This window comes from Mesorhizobium sp. BR115XR7A (genome assembly GCF_020165315.1).
Taxonomy (GTDB): domain Bacteria; phylum Pseudomonadota; class Alphaproteobacteria; order Rhizobiales; family Rhizobiaceae; genus Mesorhizobium; species Mesorhizobium australicum.
This window is the reverse complement of sequence record NZ_JAIUHW010000004.1, coordinates 245,940-270,079: the sequence shown is the minus strand read 5'-3', so window position 1 is coordinate 270,079 and position 24,140 is coordinate 245,940. Positions and strand designations below refer to the sequence as shown.

Below are 24,140 nucleotides of genomic sequence, written 5' to 3'. Positions count from 1 at the left end.
CGTGTAACTCAAGGGGAACAACAATGAGAAAGACGATACTCCAGCTCACCACGGCACTTGCTCTCGTGACGATGGCGGGTGCCGCACAGGCCGCCGACTGCAAGATCACCGTCGGCCTCGTCATGGAACTGACCGGTCCGGCCGGCGAATACGGCCAGGCCGGCGCCAAATCGGTCGAAATGGCCTTCCGCGACATCAACCAAGCCGGCGGCGTGCGCGGCTGCGATCTCGTCACCGACACGCGCGACAGCCAGAGCCAGGGCAACATCGCGGTCGATGCCGCCACCCAGCTGGTGCAGGTCAAGAAAGTGCCTGTGATCATCGGTGGCATCATTTCCTCGGTGTCGATCCCGATCCTGACCTCGGTGACCGCGCCGGCCAAGATCGTCCAGGTCTCGCCGGCGTCGTCCTCGCCGACGCTGACGACACTCGGCCGCGACGGCAAGACCAACGGCATCTTCTTCCGCACCATCACCTCGGATGCGCTGCAGGGCGTCGCCGCCGCCAAATACGCCGTCGACAAGGGCTTCAAGAAGCTGGCGATCATCCACGTCAACAACGACTTCGGCGTCAACATGGTGGCCGAATTCTCGCGTGCCTACAAAGCGCTCGGCGGCACCATCGTCTCCGACACCCCCTACAACGAGAAGCAGTCGAGCTACGCCTCGGAAGTCACCGCGGCGATGGGTGGCGAACCGGATGGACTGTACCTGGTCAGCACGCCCGTCGACGGCGCCACCATCGCCCGCACCTGGATTTCGCAGGGCGGCGTGCAGAAATTCCTGCTCAATGACGGCATGAACAGCCCTGATTTCATCGAGTCCGTCGGCGCCGATTATCTGAAGGACGCCTATGGCACGTCTTCCGGCACCAGCCCGACCGCCTCGACGGAGTATTTCACCAAGAACTACAAGGCGTTTTCCGGCATCGAACCGTCAAATCCCGCGGCAGACCGCTCCTATGATGCCGGCGCCATTGTCGGGCTCGCCATCGCGATTGCCGGCTCCGAGGACCCGGCCAAGATCAAGGACGCCATGTACAAGGCGGTCGATCCCGCCGGCACGCCGATTTATGCCGGCAAGGAAGAATTCGCCAAGGCGCTCGGCCTGATCAAGGACGGCAAGCCGATCCGCTATGAAGGCGTCATCGGTCCCGTCGCCTTCGACAAGTTTGGCGACATCACTGGCCCGTTCCGGCTGTGGAAGATCGCCGACGGCAAGGTGACGACCGATGGTGAAATGACCACCGATGACGTCAACGCGCTGCAGGCCAAGCTCCAGTAAGCCGACGCTGTACTTCCGGCATCGATCTCGCCCATCGCGATCGATGCCGGCATAGCCTGAGGCAGCTCGATATCGCTTGCACGACAAGCGGGCGCGAATAGGATCGGCCGGCTGCAATTCAGGGGATGGCGAGCGTGCTGGACAAGGATACTCATCGGGCGATCCGGTTGTTGGACGCTGACGATGCGCCCTGTCACGCAGGCGCCTGAGCCGGATGTCACCTGAAATACAACGGCTGCTCTCCGCGCTTGGCAACAGACTGGGCGCGGGCGGCGTGCTCGCCGGCTCCGACGTGGACCAGCGCTATCGTGACGATCCCGACGGCAAGCTCGGCGTGCTTCCCGAAGCCGTGCTGCGCCCGCGCGATGCCGAGGGTGTCGCGGCGGCACTCGCCGCGTGCAACGCTCTTGGCCAGCCGGTCGTCGTCCAGGGCGGGCGCACCGGGCTGGCCGGTGGCGCGCGCGTCCAGCCGGGCGAGGTCGTGCTGTCGCTGGAGCGCATGACCGGCCTTGCCGCCCCGGATTGTCAAGCCGCCACCATCGTCGCCGAAGCTGGCGCGACGCTGCAATCGGTGCAGGAAGCGGCCGACGGCGCCGGGCTGATGTTCGGCGTCGATATCGGCGCGCGCGGCTCCGCCACGGTCGGCGGCAACATCGCCACCAATGCCGGCGGCATCCGCGTGCTGCGTTATGGCATGTACCGGGCACAGGTGCTGGGGCTGGAGGCGGTACTCGCGGATGGCACCGTGCTGACGTCGCTCAAGGGCCTGCCCAAGGACAATTCCGGCTACGACCTCAGCCAACTCTTCATCGGCGCGGAAGGGACGCTTGGCGTCGTCACCCGCGCCGCGCTCCGGCTGCATCCCAAGCCAGCATCCGAGGTGAACGCCTTCTGCGCGCTGCCTTCGCTCGATGCGGCGATTGGCCTGCTTGGGCTGCTGCGGCAAAAGCTCGGCCCGCTTTTGTCCGCCTATGAGGTCAATATCGCGCCGCTCTATGACGTCATGGTCGCGAGCATGGCCATGCCGGCGCCGCTTCCGGCCGGATCACCCGTCTATGTACTGGCCGAAATCCAGGGCAGTGAGCCAGAACGTGACGGCGAGCGCTTCGCCGAGGTCTTGATGCAGGCGGTCGAGGACGGCGTCGTCGACGATGTTGTCGTCTCCCAATCGCCGCGCGAATTCCGCGCGCTGTGGGATGTGCGGGAGGACGCCAACCGCGTCCTGTTTTCGATGAAAGGCCTGATCGGCGTCGACATCAGCATCCCGTTGGCGCGAATGGGGGCGTTCCTGCAAGAAGCGGATGCCGCCATCCACGCGGTCGATCCCGGTGCCGACATCTACGTCTTCGGCCATCTCGGGGACGGCAACCTGCACTATCAGGTGCTGACGGCGGACCCGGCGGCGGCCTACGGTATCATCTATCGCGGCGTGGCGGCGGCCGGAGGTGGCGTGTCGGCCGAGCATGGCATCGGCCTCGACAAGAAGCAGTGGCTGAATCTGGTGCGCAGTGACGCCGAGATCGCCACGATGCGGCGGCTGAAGACGGCGCTCGATCCGAAGAACATCCTCAATCCCGGACGAGTCTTCGACCTTGACCCAACCGTTTGAAACTCAGGTACGTTCCGTCGCCATTTGCCTGGGAATGAGAAAACGGGCGGCGAGCACGCACAGCAGCACGGTGAACATCAGGATCAGCGCCACCAGAGCGTTGATGTCGGGCGAGAAGCCTAGCCGCATCATCGCCCACAGCCGGACCGGCAGCGTGCTTTGCGTGCCGGTGACCAGGATGGTGATCATCGTCTCGTCGAACGACAGCGCGAAGGCCAGGATGGCGCCGCCGACCATGGCGCTCGACAGGTTCGGCAGGATGATGCGCCAGAAGGTCTGCCAACCGCTGGCGCCGAGATCGTAGGATGCTTCGACCAGCGTGCGGCTCATCGACTGCAGCCGCATCAGCACAGTGCGGTAGACGATCGCCAGCACGAACACGGTGTGGCCGATGACAACCGTCAGCAGCGAGCGTTCGAGGCCGATCTCGCGGAAGAAGATCAGCAGCGCCAGGCCGCTGATGATAGGCGGCATCAGGAATGGCAGGAAGATGATGAACTGCAGAACCGAACGTCCCGAGCGGCGGCCGTGATAGTAGAGCGCCAGTAGCGTCCCGCTGACCACCGACAGGATTACGGTACAGACGCCGACGATCAGCGTGGTGCGCAACGCGGTCAGGATGTCATGGTTTTCAGCCAGCGCCACATAGGTCGAAAAGGTCGGCGACGACCAGTCGACATTGCCATGCGAAATGGTGAAGAACGACGACACGATCGGCACGAACAGTGGGCTGTAAAGCAGCACCGCGACCAGCGTCGTAATCGCGGCCAGGAAGACAGTGGAAGGCCGGGGCAGCGCGCTCATACCGACGTCCCCCGGCTGCGCCCGAACCGTTCGCCAATGAGAATGGCGGCGATCACCACGATCGCAAGCGCCACCGACAGCGCGGCGCCGAACGGCCAGTTATAGGCCGTGCCGAACTGGCTGTAGAGGATGCGGCCGAAGGTGAAGCCGCTGATCCCGCCGACCATTTGCGGCGTCAGGAAATCGCCGATCGCCAGTACGAAGACGAAGCTCGCCGCCGAGGCGACGCCGGGCAGGCTCAGCGGCAAGGTGATGCGCAGGAATGTCTGCAGGCTGCTGGCGCCCAGGTCATCCGAGGCGCGCAGCAAGGTCTGCGGAATCCGCTCCAGCGACAGGAAGATCGGCAGGATGGCGAACGGGATCAAAAGCAGGCTCAGCGTCAAGAGGATGGCGTTCATGTTGAAGACGAAAAGCGTCGATGGCTGATCCAGGATGCCGAGCGCCACCAGCGCGTTGTTGAGGAAGCCGTTGAGGCCGAGGATGCTGCGGATCGCGTAGATCTTGATGACGTAGCTCATCAGCAGCGGCACCAGCAGCAACATCAGCAGGGCGTAGCGCCACCGCCCCTTCAGCGTCGTCAGGAAGTAGGCGGCGGGATAGGCGAGCAGGATACAGATGACGGCCACCGATACGCACAGCACGATGGTGTTCCAGAACACCGGCAGAAAGATCGGGTCGGTGAAAAACCTGACATAGTTGCCGACCGTCGGTGCATGGACGATCGTACCCTGGTCGACGCTGAAGAAACTGTAGACCAGGAAGATTGCCAGCGGCACGAGGACGAAGATAACCGGCAAGGCGAATGCCAGCACCGTCACCAGCCCTGACAGCCGCCGTTGCGCGGCGTGTGTCGAGCCGGTTCCGCTCATGCCAGCACCAGATGGCCTTCATGCGGCGCAAACGAAAGCGAGACCGTCTCGCCGGATTTCAAGATGCTGCCGTCGATCCGGCTCGGCATGCGCAGCCGCAGGCGCTGCGCGGCATCGTCCGGCCCCGCCATGATCGTGGCGACCGTCGACGAGCCGGCAAAGGCGAGATCGGCAATGGCACCGGAAAAGCGATTGGCGCCATCACGGGCGTCCGCGAGATGCAAGGCTTCGGGGCGGAACGCCGCGAAAGCCGCGGCGCCATCCGGGGCAATCTTCAGATGCGGCTGGTCGCTGATCGAGCACACCAGCCGTCCAAGTGTCGTCTCGATCGGTCGCTGCTCGCCTTGCACCGGACCGAGTTTTCCGGCCACCAGATTGTTCTCGCCGAAGAAGCGCGCCACGAATTCGCAATTCGGCTTGTAGTAGAGCTCATGCGGCGTGCCGAGCTGGCGGATATGGCCGGCCTGCATGACGCAGATCCGATCGGCCATGCCGATCGCTTCTTCCTGGTCGTGGGTGACGAACAGGAAGGTGGTCTTGATCTCGCGCTGGATGGATTTCAGGAACTCCTGCATCTGCCGGCGCAATTCGAGATCGAGTGCCGCCAGCGGCTCGTCGAGCAGGATCAGGCGCGGCTGGCAGATCAGCGCCCGGGCGAGCGCGACACGCTGGCGCTGGCCGCCGGAAAGCTGTGCCGGAAAGCGCTCGGCGAAACGTCCGAGCTGCACCAGATCGAGGGCTTGCGCCACGCGGCTGGCGATCTCCTTGCGCTTGATATGGCGCACCGAAAGCCCATAGCCGACATTGCCGGAGACGGTCATATGGGGGAACAGCGCATAGTCCTGGAACACCGTGTTGAACGGCCGCTTGTTGATCGGCATGCGGCTGATGTCCTGGCCGTCCAGCCGGATCTCGCCTGACGTCAGCGGCTCCAGCCCGCCGATCAGCCGCAGGACCGTGGTCTTGCCCGAACCCGACGGCCCAAGAACGGTCAGGAACTCACCGTCCCGGAGCGACAGGTCGATGCCGTGCAGCACGGGAACCGTGCCGTAGGATTTCGAGACGGACCGCAGCGTCAAGAGGTCGGTGTTCTGGCTCATGGGATATTCTCGCATACGCTTCGGCGGTCCGGAACGTCCGGACCGCCGGGTCCTTCGAAGTCAGGCGCGGAAGGGATCAGGGCGTCGCCTTGACCTCGTTCCACAAGTCCGAACGCTTGAGCGGATCCTCGACATTGTTGAGCCAGACCAGCTTGTCGTTGCCGCCCGCACTGCTCGACTCGACCACCGTGTTGCCGAATCCGGTGCGCTCGGAAAGCGCGCCGCTGACCTTCTTCGTCAGCATGAAGTCGATCCACTTCTCGGCCGCGGCATTGTCGCGGACACCCTTGGAGATGACCCAGTTGTCGAGCCAGGCAAGCGCGCCTTCGCTCGGATTGACGTAGGCGACATGGGCGCCGATCTTCTGCAGTGCCTTCACCTGCTGCTGGCCATAATTGGCCCAGATCAGCGCAACATCATTGTTTTGATAAATCTGCTGCGCCTCGTCGGCGGTGGTGTAGAAGCTCAGCACATTGCGCTTGAGCTCGACCAGCTTGGCCTTGACCGCCGCCATCTGTTTTTCGTCGAGGTTGAACGGATCCTTGTAGCCGAGCGTCAGCGCGGTGAACGAGAAATTGTGCTCGCCATTGTCGTAGGCGAGGATCTTGCCCTTGTAAGCCGGATCCCACAGGACGGACATCGAGGTCGGCGCCGGCTTGACCTTGTCGGTGTCGTAGATCAGCCCGATGGAATCGAAGCAGAACGGAATACCGTAGACCTTGCCGTCCTTGGTGTCGCCGCTGACCTGAGACAGATCACGGAAGCGCGGCAGCACGTCCTTCTGGTTCGGCAGCTTGGTGATGTCGATCGGCGACACCAGATCGGCCTTGATGTAGCGCTGCAACTGGGCGGTGTTGACGGCGAAGACGTCGAAGTCCTGCCCTTCGCTGCCCTTGATCTTGGCCCAGATTTCGTCATCGCTGCCGATGAAGACGACATCGACGCCGATGCCGGTGGCGGCGGTGAAGTCCTTCACCCAGTCCGGGTCGGCATAACCGTCCCAGGCCAGCACGCGAAGGTTCGCGGCCAGCGCCGCCGACGTCATCAGGCCGATGCCGAGCCCGATGGTCGCTAGTCTCAGAAACGCTTTCTTCAGTCCCATTTTTAATCTCCCATTGTCGTTCTGGTGGACCGTAATTTCCGGGGCTATCGCCGTCATAGCTGGGTGACGGCGACCAGTCCCTCGTCCGGCACCGACACCATCCGGTTGCGCAACGGCTTGCCGAATGTCTGTGCCTGGATTTCATACTCGTCGCCGGAAGCCGTCTTGACGCCGGAGGCGTAGCTCATCACCGCCGCTCCGAAGAAATAGGCGTGCAGGTCGCCCGCCCTGCGGTGCATCGGGTAGCGGAAATGGAAGTGTTCGAGATTGGCGATCGAATGCGACATGTGCGCTTCGCCCGACAGGAATTCCTGTTCCCAGATAACAGTGCCGTCGCGCAGAATGCGGGAATGGCCACGCACTTCTTCGGGCAGGTCGCCGATCAAAAGCTCCGGTCCGATCGAGCAGGAGCGGAGTTTCGAGTGGGCGAGATAGAGGTAGTTCTCGGCCTCCGTCACATGGTCGGAATATTCGTTGCCCAGCGCATAGCCTATGCGATAGGGGCGGCCATCCGGCCCATTGAGGTAAAGGCCGACGATCTCGGCCTCTTCCGCGCCGGCTTTCGCGAAGGCAGGCATCGGCAGATCGGCGCCAGGCGGCACGACACAGGTGCCGACGCCCTTGAAGAACCATTCGGGCTGGATGCCGATCTTGCCGGCGCCGGGCTTGCCCCCGTCCAGGCCCATGCGGAAGATCTTCAGCGAATCCGATTCCTCGGCGTCCTCGCCATGGGTCAGCACATGCATCTTGTCGCGCGCGGCGGCACTTCCGGTGTGGGTGAGGCCGGTGCCGGTGACCAGGAAGCGCGCCGGTTCCGGATGGTCGACGGGAGCGAGCACGCGGCCACCGCGCAGCAGTTCGCCATAGTCGATCGTGGCCGCAGCCGTCCGCTTCTCGACCAGCGCCGCGATCGACGCACCCTGGGCGATCGCCGCTTCGGCGAGCTCCAGCACGGTGCTTGTCTTGTCGAGTGGATGCAGGCGATTGCCGTCGTCATCGGAAACGCGGCCGACCCGCCTGCCGCCATCGATCGTTGTGTACTGAACAAGACGCATCAAATACCCTTCTTCCCTAGAGGCCGTACGGGGTCACACCCAGCCCGCGTCGACGATGAACTGTTGGCTCGTGCACATCAGGCTGTCGTCGGCGGCGAGGAACAGCGCCATGCGCGCAATGTCGGATGGCTGCAGCCGGTCGGGCAGGCACTGCCGCTCCGCGATCTGGCGTTCGCCGGCGGGGTTCAGCCATAGCCGCATCTGGCGCTCTGTCATCACCCAGCCAGGCACCATGCAGTTGACGCGGATGCGCTCGGGGCCGAGTTCGCGGGCCAGCGCCCGCGTCATGCCGTAGACAGCGGCTTTCGCGGTGACATAGGCAGGGCAGTCGGGATCGCCGACCATCCAGGTGATGGAACCGAAATTGATGATCGAGCCGCCGCCCAGCGAGCCCATTTGCGGACGCACCGCCTGGGCGGCGAAGAACTGGTGGCGCAGATTGACCGCCATGCGGTCGTCCCAATAGGCCACCGTGACGTCCTTGGTCTGGTGGCGGTCGTCATTGCCGGCATTGTTGCACAGCGCCTGGATCGGGCCGTTGTGCCGCATCGCCTCGACGGTCGCCGCCTGCAGCTGCTCGACATTGCGCAGGTCGCAGGGAATGAACAGCGGCGCGGCATGCCCTTCGGCCGCGATCGCATCGACCAGGCGCCGTGAAGGCTCCTCGGCCAGATCGACGAAGGCGACGCGGCTGCCTTGCGCGCAGAAATGGCGCACCAGGCTTTCACCGATGCCGCTGCCGCCGCCGGTTATGAACACGCTGCGGCCCTTCAGGCTGGGGTAGGTCGCGTAGCTGCCGATCTGATCCGTCATCGCGCCCCTCTCTAATGGGAATGCCGGGGAATGCCGGCATCGCGCCGACCGACGAGAAAGTCGAAGTCGCAGCCCTTGTCGGCCTGCAGCACGCGCTCGACATAGAGGCTCTGGTAGCCACCCTGCGGCGGCTCCGGCGGCTTCCAGTCACGGCGGCGGATCGCCAGTTCCTCGTCCGAAACCAAAAGCTCGAGACGGCGGCCTGCGACGTCGAGCTCGATGAGATCGCCGTCGCGCACCAGGGCCAGCACACCACCGGCCGCGGCCTCCGGCGCCACATGCAGCACCACCGTGCCGTAGGCGGTACCGCTCATGCGCGCGTCCGAAACGCGCACCATGTCGGAAACGCCTTCTCTGAGCAGCTTGGCTGGCAGCGGCATGTTGCCGACCTCGGCCATCCCGGGATAACCGCGCGGTCCGCAATTCTTCAGCACCATCACCGAGGAGGCGTCGATATCCAGCTCCGGATCGTCGATGCGGGCATGGTAATGCTCGATGTTCTCGAAAACGACCGCCTTGCCGCGATGCTGCATCAGTTCGGGCGTTGCCGCGGACGGCTTGATGACCGCTCCGTTGGGCGCCAGATTGCCACGCAGGATCGAGATGCCGCCCTCCTTGGTCAGCGGCTCGCGCAGCGGCCGTATGACCTCACGGTTATAGTTGGGCGCGCCGTCGATCAGTTCACCGATGGTCTTGGCGCTGACGGTCATGGCGTCGCGATGAAGAAGCCCCACTTCATCAAGCGACGCCATGACCGCAGCTAGCCCCCCGGCATAGTAGAAATCTTCCATCAGGAACCGGCCCGACGGCATCAGGTCGACAATGGTTGGCACGCCGCGGCCAAGGCGGTCCCAGTCATCGAGGCCGAGATCGACACCGACCCGGTTGGCGATGGCGATCAGATGCAGCACCGCATTGGTCGAGCCGCCGATCGCTCCATTGACGCGAATGGCATTCTCGAAGGCTTGCCTGGTAAGGATCTTTGCAATCGTCACGTCGCGGTGGACAAGATCGACGATCTGCCGTCCGGCCAACTGGGCAAGCACGCTTCGGCGCGAATCCACCGCCGGGATCGCGGCGTTGTCGGGCATGCCGATGCCGAGCGCCTCCACCATGCTGGCCATGGTCGAGGCGGTGCCCATCGTCATGCAGCTGCCGGCCGACCGGCTCTGGCCCTGCTCGGCGGCAAGGAAGTCGGCGACCGGCATGCGGCCGGCCTTGACCTCCTCGGCGAATTTCCAGACATGCGTGCCCGAGCCGATATCCTGTCCGCGGAACTTGCCGTTCAGCATCGGCCCACCGGAGACGGCGATGGTCGGCAGGTTGCACGAGGCAGCCCCCATCAAGAGCGCCGGCGTGGTCTTGTCGCAACCGACAAGCAGGATGACGCCGTCGACCGGATTGCCGCGGATGGATTCCTCGACGTCCATGCTGGCCAGGTTGCGAAACAGCATGGCGGTGGGGCGCATGTTGCTCTCGCCCAGCGACATCACGGGAAATTCGAACGGCAGGCCGCCGGCCTCATAGACGCCACGCTTGACGTGATCGGCGAGCGCCCGCAGATGCGCATTGCATGGGGTCAGTTCCGACCACGTGTTGCAGATGCCGATCACCGGGCGGCCGTCGAAAGCGTCAGCGGGAATGCCCTGGTTCTTCATCCAGCTGCGGTGCATGAAAGCGTTCTTGCCTTCACCGCCGAACCAGGCTTCCGACCGCAATTTGCGTTTGGTCTCGGTCACGATTGCAGGCCCCGCTCGTTGCGGCGTTTGTTGCGGTTCTCGACGCTGCGGCGCACGTCATCCTCGGCATTGTCGATAAGCACCAGCAATGCCTTTTGCGCGCCGGCGGCGTCGCCGTCGGCAATCTTCTCGGCGACTTCCCGGTGCAGCGGCAAGGAATGGCGCTGCCCTTCCGGATTGTCGTTGGAGAGGCGAAAGCTCATTACCAACGCGGTCTCGACCAGTGCGGCCAGCGAGCCGATCAGCTCGTTGCCGGTCATGCGCAATATGGTCTGGTGGAACACCAGATCGGGCTTAGCGAAGCGGTCTCCGTCATCGCTCAGTGCTTCCATTTCAGCCAGCGCTGCATGGATCTCGGCGATCTGAGCCGGCGTCGCACGCTGCGCGGCAAGGGCCGCCGACATCGGCTCGATGGCGCGGCGCAGTTCAAACAGCGCCCGCACATCCTCCGCACTGACACCGCCGGTATAGCGCCAGGACAGGACGTCGGGGTCGAGGAAATTCCAATCGGCGCGAGGACGCACCCGCGTGCCGGTCTTCGGCCTGGATTCGACCAGCCCCTTGCCCGCCAGCACCTTGATCGCCTCGCGCAGCACGGTGCGGCTGACCCCCAGCATCTCGCTGGAATCGTCGGCATTAGGCAGCGCCTCGCCGGGCAGGAAGTCGCCCTGCACGATGCGCAGCCCGATCTGCTCGACGACGGTGGCGTGCAGCGCGGTGGAACCGCTGGAAACCGCGACCGCGACTCGTGACGTGCGGGCTGTGCTGAATGATTTTCTATTCTTCATACTATTCATATGATATGTCTTATAGGCGTGGGGATTGGAGTCAAGGGATTGGGGGAGTGCCGATGACAAAGAATTTCGCTGTGGCCGTCGCGCAGTACACGGAACTGGTCTCGATCAGCGACGGCATCGCGACGGTCGAAATTGCTCCCGCCGCTGGTGGAGCGCTGGCGTCGTATCGATGGTGGCGGGATGGTTCGGCCGTGGATTGGCTGCGTGCGGCTCACCCGGCGGCGATCGGCCGTGGCGATGCCGTCGCCATGGCCTGCTTTCCGCTCGTGCCCTATTCCAACCGCATAAGGAATGGCCGCTTTGAATTCGCGGGGCGCCCCATTCGATTGCCGACGGCCCCGGACGATCCACACCATGAGCACGGCCATGGCTGGCGTCACCCGTGGACGGTCGTGAGCCATGAAGCGAGCATGATCGTCCTGCGCTATCGCCACGCCGCCGATTCCTGGCCGTGGAGCTATGAAGCCGAGCAAGTGATCTCGCTGGCCGAAGGCAGGCTTTGCATGACCGTTGCCGTGCGCAACCTGTCGGACGCGCCGATGCCGGTTGGCCTCGGTCTCCATCCTTACTTCCCGTCGACACCGTGGACGCATGTCCAGGCACGGGTATCAGGCGTGTGGGAAACCGATGCGGAGGTGCTGCCCATCCGGCATGTCCCGCCGCCCGTGGGGGCCGACCCGTCGATCGGCTTTGACGTATCGGAAGTGGACTTCGACACGGTCTTCACCGGATGGGCGCGCCGCGCCCGGATTACCTGGCCCGAACACGGACGGCAGCTGGACATCGAGGCAGAGGCGCCGCTCGACTTCCTCGCCCTCTACACGCCGCCGGGCGAACCGTTCTTTTGCGCCGAGCCGGTCAGCAACATTACCGATGCTTTCAACCGGAGGGGCGACAAGGACATCGACACCGGCTGCATTGTGCTGGCCCCTGGCCAGAAACAATCCGCAAGCGTCCGCTTTATACCGTCGCTGGCTGTTTGATCTTCGCCGCGACTTGCCCGAAGCGAGGCCATTGCAGAACGGATAGTGCTGGCCCGGCTCCTCGATCGTCACCCAGCGCAAATCGGTGAATTCGGCGATCGAGGCCTTGCCGCCGAAGCAACCATAGCCGGAGCCCTTGACGCCGCCGCTGACGCGCATCGCGATCTGGCGTTGCGCCGCACCACGTGGGCCCTGGTGCCACAGCCATGAAAGTCGGGATCAGCCGGTTGCGCTGGCATAGATCTTGAGAACGTCCGTCACGCCTGCGATGAGGAGTTCCCTGGCCTTTGGCGCGACGGATCCGCTCGCTACCGCGCTGTCGAGGCGGCCGAGATACTGGCTGATCAGGGGTGAGGGGATGTCGCGCTCGCCCAGCGCCTGCATCAGCGCGTTCACGGCCTGCCGCGCCGCCGGCGCAGGCCAGTAGTAGCGGATACGATCGCTGTAGGAAAAATGCCGCTCGATCCGCTGCTCGGCCTCGGAGCCGTGATAGTAATTCTTCCAATTGCCGGGCGCCGCCAGCATGACGCGCTCCATGGCCGCCGGCAGGCTTTCCCGCGATGGGTCGGGAACCAGAATGTCGGCGATATGGCTCAGACCATAGAGGGCTTCGCGCAGCGCGAAGGTCAGCCAGGGCCCGACCTTGAGTATGGCAAAACCGTCGTCGACCAGCGCGCTCAACGCCGCAGCGGGCTGGTAGTCGGTCGAGTGGGCCTCGAAGACGAATTGCGGCAGGTCTCGCAGCGTGCCGGCAAGCGCCCGGGCGCGTTCCGGCCGGTAGGTGATGACCTCGGCATTGCCGAATTCGACGCCCGGCTGCACGACGACGCCGATCGCCCGCGAGAAAGCCTGGTCGAGGCCGCGCCGGCTAAAGGCATCGTGGTGGATGCGAACCGTCTCACCCGCAGCCTCCGGTGTCGTCACCGCCAGATGGTCCATGGCCTCCTGTGCGCCGCCCGGCACCGGCACTTCCGTGCCGATGACATAGACAGGCCTGGTGCCGCCTGTTCGTTCAACCGCGGCCTCCGCCACCTCGGCCAGTTCGGCGGCGCGCGCGGCGATGGTGGCGTCGGGCGGTGCCGCGCCTTCGCCGGCGCAGCCCATGCTGGCGTCCAGGTGGATCTTGGTGAAGCCGGCCTCGGCATAGGCATCCACCATGCGTGCGGCTTTTTCCATCGCCTCGGGCGCCGGCAGGTGCTTCCAAGGATTGGGGCCTAGATGGTCGCCGCCGAGCACCAGCCTGTCCAGGGGACAGCCGGCCTTGCCGGCGATCGTCTCGACGAAGCGGCGGAAATCGCGCGGTGTCATGCCGGTATAGCCGCCCTCGTGGTTGACCTGGTTGCAGGTGGCCTCGATCAGCACATCGGCGCCGCGCGCCTTGCCGTGGCGCAGCGCCGCTTCGACGACCAGCGGATGGGCCGAGCAGATCGAGGCGATGCCACAGCGTTCGCCGGCCGCACGGCGCGTGGCGATGCTAGCCAGTCGATCGGTCGCCTGGCTCATGCCGGTGCTCCGGTCCGGGCGGTCTCGATGAACGCCTCGACGGCGGCGAGCGAGGCGATGCCTTCCATCGGTCCCTTCTTCGTCACCGCCAGCGCGCCGCAGCCATTGGCTATTCGCAGTGCCCTTTCCGGTGCCTCTCCACGCAGCCAGAAGGAGACGAAGGCCGCGGTAAAGCAGTCTCCGGCGCCGGTCGGATCGATTTCCTCGACGACGAAGCCGGGTGAGGCTGTGCGCCCCGACTGGTCGTAGTGGACGGCGCCCTGCGCGCCCTTCTTGACGACGATAGTGGAGATGCCGCGGTCCAGCATTTCGCGTACCGCGCTTTCCTCGTCGTTTGCCTCGGCGAAGATGAAGAGTTCCGGCCCGCTCGGCAGGAACACGTCCGTCTTTGACAACACGAAGTGCAAGGCATCGCGCATGCCTGGTAGATCGAGCATCTCCTTGCGGATGTTGGGGTCGAAAGAGACCGTGCCGCCGCGCGTCTTGACGGCTTCGATCCCGTTGCGGGCAATTTCGATCACCTCGGGCGAGAACAGCGATGTCCCCATGACGTGAAAATGGTCGGCGCCGGCCAGCAGCGCGCGCGCTTCCGCGCCCATCTCGATCAGGCCGGCGGCACTCTGCTTGATGTTGTAGACGAAGTGCCGGCTGCCATCGCTCTCATAGGTGACGAAGGCGGTTCCGGTCGCGGCACCGTGATGGACGGTGATGGCCGAGATGTCGGCGCCGTCGGCACGCAGGCGCTCGATGTTCAAATGGCCGAAATCGTCGTCGCCCACTGCCGCGATCAGCCCCGCCGGCTGGCCGAGCCGCGCCGCCTGATCGACGAAGATGGCGGGAGCGCCCGAGGGAAACGGACCGACCAGCGGGCCGGGAGCGCGAAAACTCTGGCCGATCCGCTCGGCCATGATCTCGACCAGGATCTCGCCGGCACAAACCAGTTTCTTCATGTCCTCACCATCTGCCGGACGGACGGCCTCCGCTTGGCCAGAAATTCCTTTATCCGTGCATGTTCAAAACCTAAGTTGTCGTTTTCGGAGCGTCAATAAATAATTTGACGTGCGCAATGCTTCTGCGTTGTACTGGAAACCGTGGAAATTTGACTGAATAAGTTGGCTCAAGCAATGCTGCCTCACCGCGACGATCGCAAGACTGATTCTCGCCAGAGCGTTAAGGCTGGCATCGAGGATAAGGGGCCTGAAATATAGATGGCGGAAAAAACCCACCGGACGATGGATGATTTCGCCAGGGCGTCCGGCGTTTCGCGGCCGACCCTGTCGAAGTATTTCGACGATCCGGCCAGCGTGAAGCCGGCGACCCGGGCGCGCATCGAGGCGGCGCTTAGTTCGTCCGACTATCAGCCGAATGTTTTTGCCCGCAACCTCAACCGCAAGCGCACCCGCAATGTCGGCATCGTCGTACCGGCGATCACCGATCCGTTCTACGCCGAGATGGTCAGCCGCATCGAACGGCGCTGTCGCGACGAAGGGTTTTGGCCGATCGTCATCTCCTCGCACGGTTCGCCGAAACTGGAGGCGGAATCGGTCAGGACGCTGATGTCGCTGAAGGTCGCGGGTGCTATCGTCGCGCCCTTGGGCTTGGTCTCCGAACCCGGCGTCTTCGAACGGATGAGCGAGGACATCCCGATTGTCTATTTCGACACCTATATCGAAGGCGACACGCCATTCGTCGGGAATGACAACCACCAGAGCACCTCGACCATCGTCGATTATCTCTGCCGGTCCGGCGAACCGCCTGTCTATGTCGACATCCCGCACGTCAACCACAATTCGGGCGAACGCCTGCAGAGCTATATCGACGCGATGCAGGCCGCGGGCCTGGAGCCCACCGTTCTCAAGGCGGCGGGCGACTATAGCTGGGACTTCGAGCGCATCGGCCATGAATGGATGGACAGGACGCTCGAGAAAGGCGGCCTGCCGGCCCGCACGCTGCTCTGCGCCAATGACCGTCTCGCCTTCGGTGTGATGGCGGCCGCCTTTTCGCGCGGGCTGAAGATCGGCCGCCGCGCCGATTGCGATTTTCGCGTCGCCGCCCACGATGATCATCCGTTGAGCCGCTACACCTGTCCCGCGCTGACCACCATGGCGCAGGACTTCGCCGCCATGGCCGGCCGCAGCGTCGAGATCCTGCTGGCGTTGCTGGACGAGGCCGATCCGTCCGGCCATGATCTGGCGCGCAACGTCAAGCTTGGCGCCACCCTGGTGATGCGTCAGTCGGCCTGAGTGATCGGCTCCGGCGTCTGTAGGCGGAGCCAAGCCGCCGCCTCGCTTACCGTTTGCCGCGCGGCCAGGATGTGGCGGCCCATCGAGACGAAGCCGTGGATCTGACCCGGCCAGTGTCGCAACGCCAGCGGCACTCCGTCGGCGCGCAGGCGCTCGGCATAGGCCGTGCCTTCGTCGGCAAGGATGTCGTGGCCGGCGATCACGACGAAGGCCGACGGTGCGCCGGCGAGGCTGGAGGCCAGCAGCGGCGATACGCGCCAGTCCGCGATATCATCGGGCGTTCGCACATAGTGGTCGCGGAACCAGGCCATGGTGGCGGCGGTGAGTCCGAAGCCTTCGCCGAAACGTCGGTAGCTGTCCGCCGTCTGGCGGGCATCGGTGTTGGGATAGATCAGGATCTGGGCGGCGAGCGGCGGCGCCAGCCTGTCGCGGGCGAGCAATGCCAGCACGGCGGCAAGGTTGCCGCCCGCACTGTCGCCGGCGACGGCAATACGGGTCGGGTCGATGCCGAGTTCTCCAGCAGCCATGAAGCGCAGCGTTGCCGCGCAATCCTCTAGCCCGGCGGGAAACTTGTACTCCGGCGCCAGCCGGTAATCGGGACAGACGACGACGGCGTTGCCGAGATTGGCCAGCCAGCGGCAGATCTCGTCATGCGAGGCGAGATTGCCGATCACCCAGCCGCCACCATGCAGATAGAGCACGGCGCGCGCCCCGGTCCGCGGCGCGCCGACACCGCGATGGATGCGGATCGTCACCGGACCGTTCGGCCCGTCGATCTGCTGCCGCTCGGTTGCCGCGACCGGCTCATGCTCGCCCTGCAGTGTCGGGAACGAAGCGTTGTACGTGGCCCGCGCCGCCGCGACGCTGCCATTCTCGAAGGGTTCGCCGCCGGCGGCACGGCCGATTTCCAGGGCACGCAGCGCATCTGGGTCGAGCGTCATCGTCATCTCCGTCAAAGCAATTCCAGGAAAAGTGTGCAGCGGCTTTCCGTCCGGAATTGCGTGAAAACAAAGAACGCTTAGGCGAGCAGGCCGCGCGCTTCGTCTTCGCCAAGCAGGGCCGGCTGGACGACGTCACCTGCTATGGCGACCGAACTCCCCGTCTCGCCCGAATGCAGGATCGCTTCCATGATCTCCAGCACATGCAGCGCCAGGTTGCCGGAAGCGCGGGGCGTCGCGCCTGTCTGCAGCGAATGCATCAGGTCGGCGACGCCGAGCATGCGGTAGTTGGCGCGGTCGGGCGCCGCGTAAGGCCAGTTGCGGGCGCCGTAGAGTTCGCCTTCGCTGGCGAAATCCTTCCAGTCGGCGCCGCGTTCCGACAGCGACACCGTGCCGCCGAACGTATCCGGGTCGGGCAGCCGCAGCGAGCCTTCCGTGCCGTGCAGTTCGATCGGATGATTGGAATGCCTGAAGACATCCCATGAAGCGCCGAAAGTGACGGTCGCACCGGAGCGGAATTCGAGCAGCGACAGCACATTGGTCGGCGTCCCGACCTTGAATGTGGTGTTCTTGAACGGCCCTTCGGCCGATATCATCCGTTCCTCCTGGCCTCTCGTCGCCATCGCCATGACGCGCGCGACCGGGCCGAGCAGGTTGACCAGCATCGTCAGATAGTAGGGACCCATGTCGAACACCGGGCCGCCGCCCGGCTCATAGTAGAATTGCGGATTGGGATGCCAGTGTTCCATGCCGCGCCCCATCATGAAGGCGGTGCCGGTGACAGGGCGGCCGATGGCGCCCTCGTCCATCAGGCCGCGCGCTTTGCGTCCGGCTGCGCCAAGGAAAGTGTCCGGAGCCGAGCCGAGCAGCAGGCCGCGTTTGGCCGCCTCCGCCACCAGGCGGCGGCCGTCGCCGGCCGAGGTTGCGAGCGGTTTTTCAGTGAAGACATGCTTTCCCGCCGAAAGGGCGGAGAATGAAATATCGAAATGCGCCGCCGGAATGGTCAGGTTGAGGACGAGGTCGATCTCGGGATCGGCCAGCAGCGCATCGACGCCAAGGGGCCGGATACCGTATTCCTTGGCTCGCAGCGCCGCCATCTCGGCTGAAATATCGGCGCAGGCGCGCAATTCGATGCCGCCGAAAAGCGCGGCATTGCGCAGGTAGGTCATCGAGATGTTGCCGCATCCGATGACGCCGATGCCGAGTTTGGCTTGTGAGTTTGCCTGCATTTCTGTCGTACCTCCCCATGCGATCACGTCTGCCCGATCCGTCGCGACGGTGCCGGATCGGGCTCGAAATGGCTATACAACGTTTTAAATATTGACGCGCGTAAAATTTTTATAGAACATGCGGAAATACCTGCGCGGTGTCGGGAGGCTGCTGGCTCTGGGAGGAGAAAATGACGGACATGAAAACCGGCCGATCGCGGGCGCCAAAGCCCGTGGGTCATTCGGCCTCGGATATTTCGAGGGCGGCCAGGGATCGCGACGGGTTAAGGCATAGATCACCATGGCCCCGATCCTATCAAGCTGGCTGCGTATTGGACCGGGCAGGCCATCGTCCGTGATCACCACGTCGACGCCAGACAGCGAAAATGCCTTGGAGGTCCCGCTGACGCCTCATTTGCTCGAATCCGCATGACCCAGGCTCGGTCAAATAGGATGTCCCTCCCAAGGAGACTGACGGGTCCGTGTGTTGCAATGGATGATTGGACCCTGTCTGCTGGCGGGCGATATCGCCGCGCCTCTGCCGTTGTCACCGTTCCGCTGATTGCACTCGTGCCGTTCTTCCATCATCGAAGGGCTGACGCAGGGCGGCATCAAGGAATGGGCGGGATCAAGGAATGAAAGGATGAACGTGGAAGACCTCAAAGTCGGCTGCCAGACCTTCACCTGGGAAATGCTGGGAGACCGGTTCACCGGCGGCCCCGACGATCTGTTGAAGGCGATCGCCGATGGTGGCTATGCCGGCATCGAGATCACCGACACCATGATCGGCCACTATGCCGGCAAACCCACCGAGTTCGCCGCCGCGCTGAAGTCGTCCGGTCTGGCGCTCGTTTCCTTCGCCTTCGGCTCCAGGAGCGGCTTCACGCTCAAGGACGGGATCGGCACCGATCTCGAAACCGCCAGGCGCTGGATCGATTTCGTGGCAAACTTTCCCGATGCGCTGGTGTCGATGGGCTCGGCCACCGTCGTCTCCGACGGGCCACGCCACGACAAATTCGCTGTCGCGGCCGAGGTTTACAACAAGGCCGGCGAACTCGGCCGCAAGGCGGGTGTCCAGGTGGCGGTGCATCCGAGTTCGCACCACAACACGCTGCTGTTCGACCGCGCCGATTACGACGCGATTTTTGCCTTGCTCGACCCCGATCTGGTCGGCTGGGTGCCGGATACCGGTCACATCCTGCGCGGCCACAGGGACATGGCCGACACGCTCACCACCTACCGCGACCGCATCCGCTACATCCACCTCAAGGACGTCGATGCCGACGGCACCTGGGCGATGCTGGGCCAAGGCGTATGCGACACGCCTCAGGTCATCGAGATCGCCGGTACCGCGCCGAACTTCAACGGCTGGCTGGTGCTGGAAGAAGAATCCGACACCGCCGCCGCCGATCCGGCCGGCGCGGTCAAGACCAACCGCCGGACGATGCGCGGCTACGGGGCCTGAGACGATGATCAAGAAACAGGACAGACGCCTCAGGGTCGGTGTGCTCGGCTGCGGCCCGATCGCCCAGTTCGCGCATCTGGAATCCTGCGTCAAGGCCGGCAATGCCGACCTCTACGCCATCTGCGATGCGGCACCCGATTTGCTCGCCCGCATGGGCGCCACCTATGAACCAAAGAAGATGTATGCCGACTATGACGCCATGCTCGCAGATCCCGAGCTCGAAGCAGTCATCGTCGCCACGTCGGATGCCTATCACGTGCCAATGTCGATCAAGGCGCTCGATGCCGGCAAGCATGTTCTCTGCGAAAAGCCGATCGGTACCTCGGTCGAGGAAGGCGAGGCCTTGGCAGAGGCGGTCAAGCGCTCCGGCAAGGTGCTGCAGGTCGGCCACATGAAGCGCTTCGATCCGGCGCTGGAGGCCGCCCGCGACTTCGTTCGCGACGAGATGGGCGAGGTGCTGGCACTGAAGGCCTGGTATTGCGACTCCACCCACCGCTACACCAACACCGACGCCGTGCAGCCGCTGCCAGTCACCAGCAAGCTCGCAAAAAAGCCCGGCGGAAATCCCAAGGCTGATCTCAGGCGATATTTCATGCTGGCGCACGGATCGCATTTGGTTGACACCGCCCGCTTCCTCTGTGGCGACATCGTTGCCGTGCGCGCCCGCCTCAACGAGCGCTTCGGCGCCTATTGCTGGTTCGTCGAAACCGAATTCGCCAGCGGCGCGCTCGGCCATCTCGACCTCACCGTCGCCGTGCGCATGGACTGGCACGAAGGGTTTCAGCTCTATGGCGAGAACGGTTCCGTCATCGCCAAAACCTTCAATCCTTGGTATTTCCGCGCCAGCGAGGTCGACATCTTCCATGAGAAGGACGCGACCTCGCGAAAACCGCTTGGTGCCGACGGCCACTTCTTCCGTCGCCAGCTCGAGGGCCTTGCCGACACCGTGCTCACCGGCGCGCCGATGCGCGGCGCCAATGTCGGGGACGGCATTGCGTCGATCCGCGCCATGGTGGCAATTGCGCGCTCTGTGGAGACTGGCGAGCGGATCGAGCTTGCCTCGGTTTCGGGTGCGGCCTGATGCGCCTCGGCATCTTCGCCAAGACATTTGCGGGCACCGACCCGGCCACCGTGCTGGCTGCCGTGAAGCAGGCCGGCTACGAGACGACGCAGTTCAATCTCGCCTGCGCCGGCCTGCCGTCGATGCCGGATGCCGTGCCGGCGAATGCCGTCGCCGCCATTGGTGCCGCCGCGCGATCGTCAGGCGTTTCGCTGGCCGCGCTGTCGGGCACCTACAACATGGCGCATCCCGACAAGGCTGCGCGCGACGACGGGCTGAGGCGCCTGGCGGTGGTCATCGACACTGCAGTCAAGCTCGACATCCCGCTGGTGACGCTCTGCACCGGCTCGCGCAACGCAGCCGACCAATGGGCATACCATCCCGACAATGCCGATCCGTCGGCCTGGTCCGACATGGCCGTCGAAATGGCGAAGGCACTGGCGCTGGCCGAGGAGGCCGGCGTCGATCTCGGTATTGAGCCCGAGCAGGCCAACATCGTCACCTCGGCCATGGATGCGACCCGGCTGATCGCCGAGATGGGTTCGAAGCATCTGAAGATCGTGCTCGACCCCGCCAACCTGTTCGAGCATGCAAAGCCCGATGAAGCGAGAGCCATCGTCGCCGCCGCGATCGATGAGGCCGCTGGCCACATCGCCATGGCGCACGCCAAGGATCGTTTTGCCGACGGCCGCTTCGCAACATCAGGCCAGGGTGTCGTCGACTTCCCGGATTTCGTCGCGCGGCTGAAGGGGGTGGGTTTCGATGGCGCGCTCGTCACCCACGGCTTGTCCGCCGACGAGGCTCCTGGCGTCGCAACCATCCTGCGGGGGCTGCTCTGATGGGTGCCGCGCCGACGATCATGCTGCGCGACGACGCTGCGCTCCACGTCTTCGACACGGGGCAGGGGCTTCCCATCGTCTTCCAGCATGGCCTCGGCGGCGATGCCGCGCAGGTGGCGCTGAACTTTCCCGACAGTCCGTCGCGCCGCCGGCTGACTGTGGAATGCCGCGCGCAGGGCGGCTCAGGTGCCGGCGGCAAGCGTCCGTTTTCGATCGGGATGTTCGCCAACGATGTGCTCGCCGCTGCCGATGCAGCTGGCATTGAGCGCTTCGTTGCCGGTGGCATCTCGATGGGCGCCGCCATTGCACTGCACCTGGCGGCCCGCCACCCGGCTCGCGTCACCGCTCTTGTGCTGGTGCGCCCGGCCTGGACCTTCGACGCGGCCCCGCAAAACATGCGCCCTTACGTCGAAGTGGCGGAACTCATCCGCGACCACCCGCTGGAAGAGGCGCGCGACATCTTCGCGGCTTCGGCAACGGCGGCCCGCTTTCGCAGCGAGGCGCCGGACAATCTCGCCTCGTTGCTCGGCTTCTTCGCGCGTGAAAACGCGAGCGTTTTTGCCGAGGTGATGCAGGCGATCGCCAATGACGGGCCTGGCGTGACGCGGGCGATGGCGACCGGCCTCGCAATCCCGACGCTCGTCGTCGGCAGCGGCATAGACCTCGTCCATCCCCTGGCGACCGCCCGCGAACTGGCTGAGACCATCCCCGGCGCCGCCTTCACCGAGGTGACGCCGAAAGCCGCCGACAAGGATCGCCATTTCACCGAAATCCGCGCCGCCATCGGCGGCTTTCTCGATAGAAATTTCAACAACCAGGACCAATCATGATCTCGAAACCTTTGTCAGGCCCGGCCGCCATCGCCGCACTGCCGCGCGACCGTCTGATCGCCGAATTCTCATCGTGGTCGGCCAATCTCGCCAATTTCGAGAGCGACTTGCAGCGCATCGAACCCTATGTCGATGTGCACCACATCGACGTCGCGGACGGCCATTTCGCGCCGTCCTTCCTGTTCTTCCCCGATCTCGTCGCCCGTATCGCCAAACTGACGGCCAGGCCCGTCCACGTCCATCTGATGGTCGACCAAGCAATCGTCGAAGAACAGACGCGCCAGTTCATCGAGGCCGGCGCCGACATGATCAGCGTCCATGCCGAGAACGGCGAGGCGGGTCTGCGCGCGGTGCGGCTGGCGCATGAACTCGGCGCCGAGGCCGGCGTCGTGCTGAGGCTGGAGACCCCTGTAGAGGCGATGAAGCCTTTCGTCTCCGAAGTGGCGTTCGTCACGCTTCTTGGAACCGCGATCGGCGTCAAGGGCCAGGGCCTGTCGGAGAAGGCCTGTGACAGGCTGGGCGAAGCCCGCGCCATCCTGAGGAACGCTGGTCGTGAGTCGGCCGTGGTGCTCGCCGCCGATGGCGGCATCCGCCACGAAACCGTGCCGCTGCTGCGCGCCGCTGGCGCCGAGACCGTGGTGCTCGGTTCGCTCGCTTTCGGCGACGAGGATCTCGCCAGCCGCATCGGCTGGCTGCATGGTCTGAAGGTCGCGGCCTGATGAGCATTGAAGTCGCCCTCGCGATCGATCTTGGCGGCACCGAGCTTCGTGCCGCCCTGGTCGACCGTGACGGCAAGATCCTGGCCTTCGCGGCTGTGCCGACGCAGGCGCAGGCCGGCCCCGACGTGGTGATCGGCCAGATCGAGGCGCTGGCCGCGACCATTCATGCCGAAGCGCCGGGGCTGTCGATCCTCGGCGTCGGCGTCGGTGCGCCGGGCCCGCTCGATCCGCTGGCCGGCATCGCCGTCGGACCGCCGACGCTGGCCGGCTGGCAGGACGTGCCGCTGGCCGACATCCTCGAGCGGCGGCTCGGCCTGCCGGTGCGGCTGGAGAACGACGCCAATGCGGCAGCGCTCGGCGAATGGCGCTTCGGCGCCGGCCACGGTGCGCGCTCCCTGGTCTTCGTCACCGTCTCGACCGGGATCGGCGGTGGCGTCGTCGCCGACGGACGCATCCTGCACGGCCGTCGCGGTCTTGCCGCGGAGATCGGCCACATGACCATCACCAACGAAGGCGAGCGCTGCGTGTGCGGCGTCGTCGGCTGCTTCGAGGCGATCGCTTCGGGAACCGCGCTCGGCCGCCGCGCCAATGCCGCAACGTCTCCTTTGGACGGTTCGACGCTGCGCCGCCTCTCGGCCAACGCCGAGGTCATGGGTCGCCACGTGGTCGAGGCCGCGCGGCTGCAGGACGACCTCGCTCTGGCTCTGCTCGAGGAGGAGGCGCGCTGGCTGGGCGTCGGCTTCACCAACCTTTTGCACCTATATTCGCCCGACGTGCTGGTCGTTGGCGGCGGCATCGCCAATGGCTTCGACCTGATGGCGCCCGTCATCGGGGCGACCATCCGCCAGCGCGCCATGCGCGCCTATCGCGACGTGCCGGTCGTCCAGGCCCGGCTCGGCCGCCATGCCGGGCTGGTCGGCGCGGCCAGCCTCGTCCTGTTCGATGATTTGGGCACGTTGGCGGCTCCCATGCCTGTCGGCCCAAGCACATATCCGGACACGCGGAGGGACTTCAACGGCTGAGCTCAAGCTGGCGCGGTCCTGTCTCGCCGCAAGCCGGTCCGTCGCGCTGCGACCCCTCGTGGCAGATGGCAAGGCCGTGCCACCGCTGCGCAAAGCCGCCTGATAGCGATGAAACATGACCATGGCCGCAAGCGGCGTGCTTGCGGCCATTGTCCGTCG

The 24,140-nt window shown here is 64.9% G+C and carries 22 protein-coding genes; 10 read left to right on the top strand and 12 right to left on the bottom strand.

Features of this window, described 5'->3' with window-relative positions:
• The first annotated feature begins 23 nt into the window (after positions 1 to 23).
• The gene (locus tag LB557_RS10735) at positions 24 to 1,283 is read left to right on the top strand and encodes an ABC transporter substrate-binding protein (protein ID WP_224595535.1); all 1,260 of its coding nucleotides are present in this window, start codon (positions 24 to 26) and stop codon (positions 1,281 to 1,283) included.
• A gap of 214 nt (positions 1,284 to 1,497) precedes the next feature.
• On the top strand, positions 1,498 to 2,892 hold the full coding sequence (locus tag LB557_RS10730; RefSeq protein WP_224640963.1) for an FAD-binding oxidoreductase: 1,395 nt from the start codon (positions 1,498 to 1,500) through the stop codon (positions 2,890 to 2,892).
• Between the two features lie 3 nt (positions 2,893 to 2,895).
• Here the strand turns inward: LB557_RS10730 and LB557_RS10725 are convergent, their stop codons facing one another.
• The 8 genes from LB557_RS10725 to LB557_RS10690 form a co-directional block, all read right to left on the bottom strand.
• On the bottom strand, positions 2,896 to 3,696 hold the full coding sequence (locus tag LB557_RS10725) for an ABC transporter permease (RefSeq protein WP_140724495.1): 801 nt from the start codon (positions 3,694 to 3,696) through the stop codon (positions 2,896 to 2,898).
• Positions 3,693 to 4,565 carry an ABC transporter permease gene (locus tag LB557_RS10720; RefSeq protein WP_224640961.1) on the bottom strand — a complete coding sequence of 291 codons (873 nt, stop codon included), beginning with the start codon at positions 4,563 to 4,565 and terminating at the stop codon, positions 3,693 to 3,695. Before LB557_RS10720 ends, LB557_RS10725 begins: the two co-directional genes overlap by 4 nt.
• Complete coding sequence (locus LB557_RS10715) at positions 4,562 to 5,665, bottom strand: ABC transporter ATP-binding protein (protein ID WP_224640959.1); 1,104 nt, start codon at positions 5,663 to 5,665, stop codon at positions 4,562 to 4,564. The genes LB557_RS10720 and LB557_RS10715 overlap by 4 nt, the downstream gene beginning before the upstream one ends.
• Before the next feature lie 76 nt (positions 5,666 to 5,741).
• On the bottom strand, positions 5,742 to 6,767 hold the full coding sequence (locus tag LB557_RS10710) for an ABC transporter substrate-binding protein (protein ID WP_023782299.1): 1,026 nt from the start codon (positions 6,765 to 6,767) through the stop codon (positions 5,742 to 5,744).
• 53 nt (positions 6,768 to 6,820) lie between these two features.
• Positions 6,821 to 7,822, bottom strand: coding sequence for an AraD1 family protein (gene araD1, locus LB557_RS10705; protein WP_224640957.1), 1,002 nt, complete (start codon positions 7,820 to 7,822; stop codon positions 6,821 to 6,823).
• A gap of 33 nt (positions 7,823 to 7,855) precedes the next feature.
• Positions 7,856 to 8,635 carry an SDR family NAD(P)-dependent oxidoreductase gene (locus LB557_RS10700; RefSeq protein WP_015319011.1) on the bottom strand — a complete coding sequence of 260 codons (780 nt, stop codon included), beginning with the start codon at positions 8,633 to 8,635 and terminating at the stop codon, positions 7,856 to 7,858.
• Positions 8,636 to 8,646: 11 nt separating this feature from the next.
• Positions 8,647 to 10,374 (bottom strand): IlvD/Edd family dehydratase, encoded by a 1,728-nt coding sequence (locus tag LB557_RS10695; RefSeq protein ID WP_224640955.1) that lies wholly within the window; start codon positions 10,372 to 10,374, stop codon positions 8,647 to 8,649.
• Positions 10,371 to 11,171: a FadR/GntR family transcriptional regulator gene (locus tag LB557_RS10690; RefSeq protein ID WP_224595545.1), complete on the bottom strand. Its 801-nt coding sequence runs from the start codon at positions 11,169 to 11,171 to the stop codon at positions 10,371 to 10,373. Before LB557_RS10690 ends, LB557_RS10695 begins: the two co-directional genes overlap by 4 nt.
• A gap of 71 nt (positions 11,172 to 11,242) precedes the next feature.
• Here LB557_RS10690 and LB557_RS10685 point away from each other — a divergent pair, with 71 nt between their 5' ends.
• A complete protein-coding gene (locus tag LB557_RS10685) occupies positions 11,243 to 12,154 on the top strand; it encodes an aldose 1-epimerase (RefSeq protein WP_224640953.1) in 912 nt (303 codons plus the stop codon).
• A gap of 219 nt (positions 12,155 to 12,373) precedes the next feature.
• Here LB557_RS10685 and LB557_RS10680 read toward each other — a convergent pair whose 3' ends face one another.
• Positions 12,374 to 13,657: a D-tagatose-bisphosphate aldolase, class II, non-catalytic subunit gene (locus LB557_RS10680; RefSeq protein WP_224640950.1), complete on the bottom strand. Its 1,284-nt coding sequence runs from the start codon at positions 13,655 to 13,657 to the stop codon at positions 12,374 to 12,376.
• A complete protein-coding gene (locus LB557_RS10675) occupies positions 13,654 to 14,607 on the bottom strand; it encodes a sugar kinase (protein WP_224640948.1) in 954 nt (317 codons plus the stop codon). The genes LB557_RS10680 and LB557_RS10675 overlap by 4 nt, the downstream gene beginning before the upstream one ends.
• 258 nt (positions 14,608 to 14,865) lie before the next feature.
• Here LB557_RS10675 and LB557_RS10670 point away from each other — a divergent pair, with 258 nt between their 5' ends.
• A complete protein-coding gene (locus LB557_RS10670; protein WP_015319005.1) occupies positions 14,866 to 15,900 on the top strand; it encodes a LacI family DNA-binding transcriptional regulator in 1,035 nt (344 codons plus the stop codon).
• Here LB557_RS10670 and LB557_RS10665 read toward each other — a convergent pair.
• On the bottom strand, positions 15,888 to 16,841 hold the full coding sequence (locus LB557_RS10665) for an alpha/beta hydrolase (RefSeq protein WP_224640946.1): 954 nt from the start codon (positions 16,839 to 16,841) through the stop codon (positions 15,888 to 15,890). The genes LB557_RS10670 and LB557_RS10665 overlap by 13 nt on opposite strands.
• Before the next feature lie 77 nt (positions 16,842 to 16,918).
• Positions 16,919 to 18,067 (bottom strand): Gfo/Idh/MocA family protein, encoded by a 1,149-nt coding sequence (locus tag LB557_RS10660; protein WP_224640944.1) that lies wholly within the window; start codon positions 18,065 to 18,067, stop codon positions 16,919 to 16,921.
• A gap of 622 nt (positions 18,068 to 18,689) precedes the next feature.
• Between LB557_RS10660 and LB557_RS10655 the strand changes: the two genes are divergently transcribed.
• The 6 genes from LB557_RS10655 to LB557_RS10630 are packed head-to-tail and all read left to right on the top strand — an operon-like array spanning position 18,690 to position 23,981.
• Positions 18,690 to 19,511, top strand: a complete 822-nt coding sequence (locus LB557_RS10655) for a sugar phosphate isomerase/epimerase family protein (protein ID WP_140617435.1) — start codon at positions 18,690 to 18,692, stop codon at positions 19,509 to 19,511.
• Between the two features lie 4 nt (positions 19,512 to 19,515).
• Positions 19,516 to 20,592 carry a Gfo/Idh/MocA family protein gene (locus LB557_RS10650; protein WP_015318994.1) on the top strand — a complete coding sequence of 359 codons (1,077 nt, stop codon included), beginning with the start codon at positions 19,516 to 19,518 and terminating at the stop codon, positions 20,590 to 20,592.
• On the top strand, positions 20,592 to 21,410 hold the full coding sequence (locus tag LB557_RS10645) for a sugar phosphate isomerase/epimerase family protein (RefSeq protein ID WP_224640943.1): 819 nt from the start codon (positions 20,592 to 20,594) through the stop codon (positions 21,408 to 21,410). Before LB557_RS10650 ends, LB557_RS10645 begins: the two co-directional genes overlap by 1 nt.
• Positions 21,410 to 22,240 carry an alpha/beta fold hydrolase gene (locus tag LB557_RS10640; RefSeq protein ID WP_224640941.1) on the top strand — a complete coding sequence of 277 codons (831 nt, stop codon included), beginning with the start codon at positions 21,410 to 21,412 and terminating at the stop codon, positions 22,238 to 22,240. Before LB557_RS10645 ends, LB557_RS10640 begins: the two co-directional genes overlap by 1 nt.
• Entirely contained in the window at positions 22,237 to 22,959 is a 723-nt protein-coding gene (locus LB557_RS10635; protein ID WP_140661532.1) for a ribulose-phosphate 3-epimerase, read from the top strand. The genes LB557_RS10640 and LB557_RS10635 overlap by 4 nt, the downstream gene beginning before the upstream one ends.
• On the top strand, positions 22,959 to 23,981 hold the full coding sequence (locus tag LB557_RS10630) for an ROK family protein (protein WP_224640939.1): 1,023 nt from the start codon (positions 22,959 to 22,961) through the stop codon (positions 23,979 to 23,981). Before LB557_RS10635 ends, LB557_RS10630 begins: the two co-directional genes overlap by 1 nt.
• Positions 23,982 to 24,140 lie beyond the last annotated feature (159 nt).

Excerpts from the sequence above, each read along its gene's own strand:
- LB557_RS10630 (WP_224640939.1), top strand. The coding sequence starts at position 22,959 with ATGAGCATTGAAGTCGCCCTCGCGATCGATCTTGGCGGCACCGAGCTT.
- LB557_RS10675 (WP_224640948.1), bottom strand. The coding sequence starts at position 14,607 with ATGAAGAAACTGGTTTGTGCCGGCGAGATCCTGGTCGAGATCATGGCC.
- LB557_RS10655 (WP_140617435.1), top strand. The coding sequence starts at position 18,690 with ATGAACGTGGAAGACCTCAAAGTCGGCTGCCAGACCTTCACCTGGGAA.
- LB557_RS10680 (WP_224640950.1), bottom strand. The coding sequence starts at position 13,657 with ATGAGCCAGGCGACCGATCGACTGGCTAGCATCGCCACGCGCCGTGCG.
- araD1 (WP_224640957.1), bottom strand. The coding sequence starts at position 7,822 with ATGCGTCTTGTTCAGTACACAACGATCGATGGCGGCAGGCGGGTCGGC.
- LB557_RS10645 (WP_224640943.1), top strand. The coding sequence starts at position 20,592 with ATGCGCCTCGGCATCTTCGCCAAGACATTTGCGGGCACCGACCCGGCC.
- LB557_RS10715 (WP_224640959.1), bottom strand. The coding sequence starts at position 5,665 with ATGAGCCAGAACACCGACCTCTTGACGCTGCGGTCCGTCTCGAAATCC.
- LB557_RS10640 (WP_224640941.1), top strand. The coding sequence starts at position 21,410 with ATGGGTGCCGCGCCGACGATCATGCTGCGCGACGACGCTGCGCTCCAC.
- LB557_RS10720 (WP_224640961.1), bottom strand. The coding sequence starts at position 4,565 with ATGAGCGGAACCGGCTCGACACACGCCGCGCAACGGCGGCTGTCAGGG.
- LB557_RS10710 (WP_023782299.1), bottom strand. The coding sequence starts at position 6,767 with ATGGGACTGAAGAAAGCGTTTCTGAGACTAGCGACCATCGGGCTCGGC.
- LB557_RS10660 (WP_224640944.1), bottom strand. The coding sequence starts at position 18,067 with ATGCAGGCAAACTCACAAGCCAAACTCGGCATCGGCGTCATCGGATGC.
- LB557_RS10735 (WP_224595535.1), top strand. The coding sequence starts at position 24 with ATGAGAAAGACGATACTCCAGCTCACCACGGCACTTGCTCTCGTGACG.
- LB557_RS10650 (WP_015318994.1), top strand. The coding sequence starts at position 19,516 with ATGATCAAGAAACAGGACAGACGCCTCAGGGTCGGTGTGCTCGGCTGC.
- LB557_RS10670 (WP_015319005.1), top strand. The coding sequence starts at position 14,866 with ATGGCGGAAAAAACCCACCGGACGATGGATGATTTCGCCAGGGCGTCC.
- LB557_RS10730 (WP_224640963.1), top strand. The coding sequence starts at position 1,498 with ATGTCACCTGAAATACAACGGCTGCTCTCCGCGCTTGGCAACAGACTG.
- LB557_RS10690 (WP_224595545.1), bottom strand. The coding sequence starts at position 11,171 with ATGAATAGTATGAAGAATAGAAAATCATTCAGCACAGCCCGCACGTCA.
- LB557_RS10700 (WP_015319011.1), bottom strand. The coding sequence starts at position 8,635 with ATGACGGATCAGATCGGCAGCTACGCGACCTACCCCAGCCTGAAGGGC.
- LB557_RS10635 (WP_140661532.1), top strand. The coding sequence starts at position 22,237 with ATGATCTCGAAACCTTTGTCAGGCCCGGCCGCCATCGCCGCACTGCCG.
- LB557_RS10665 (WP_224640946.1), bottom strand. The coding sequence starts at position 16,841 with ATGACGCTCGACCCAGATGCGCTGCGTGCCCTGGAAATCGGCCGTGCC.
- LB557_RS10725 (WP_140724495.1), bottom strand. The coding sequence starts at position 3,696 with ATGAGCGCGCTGCCCCGGCCTTCCACTGTCTTCCTGGCCGCGATTACG.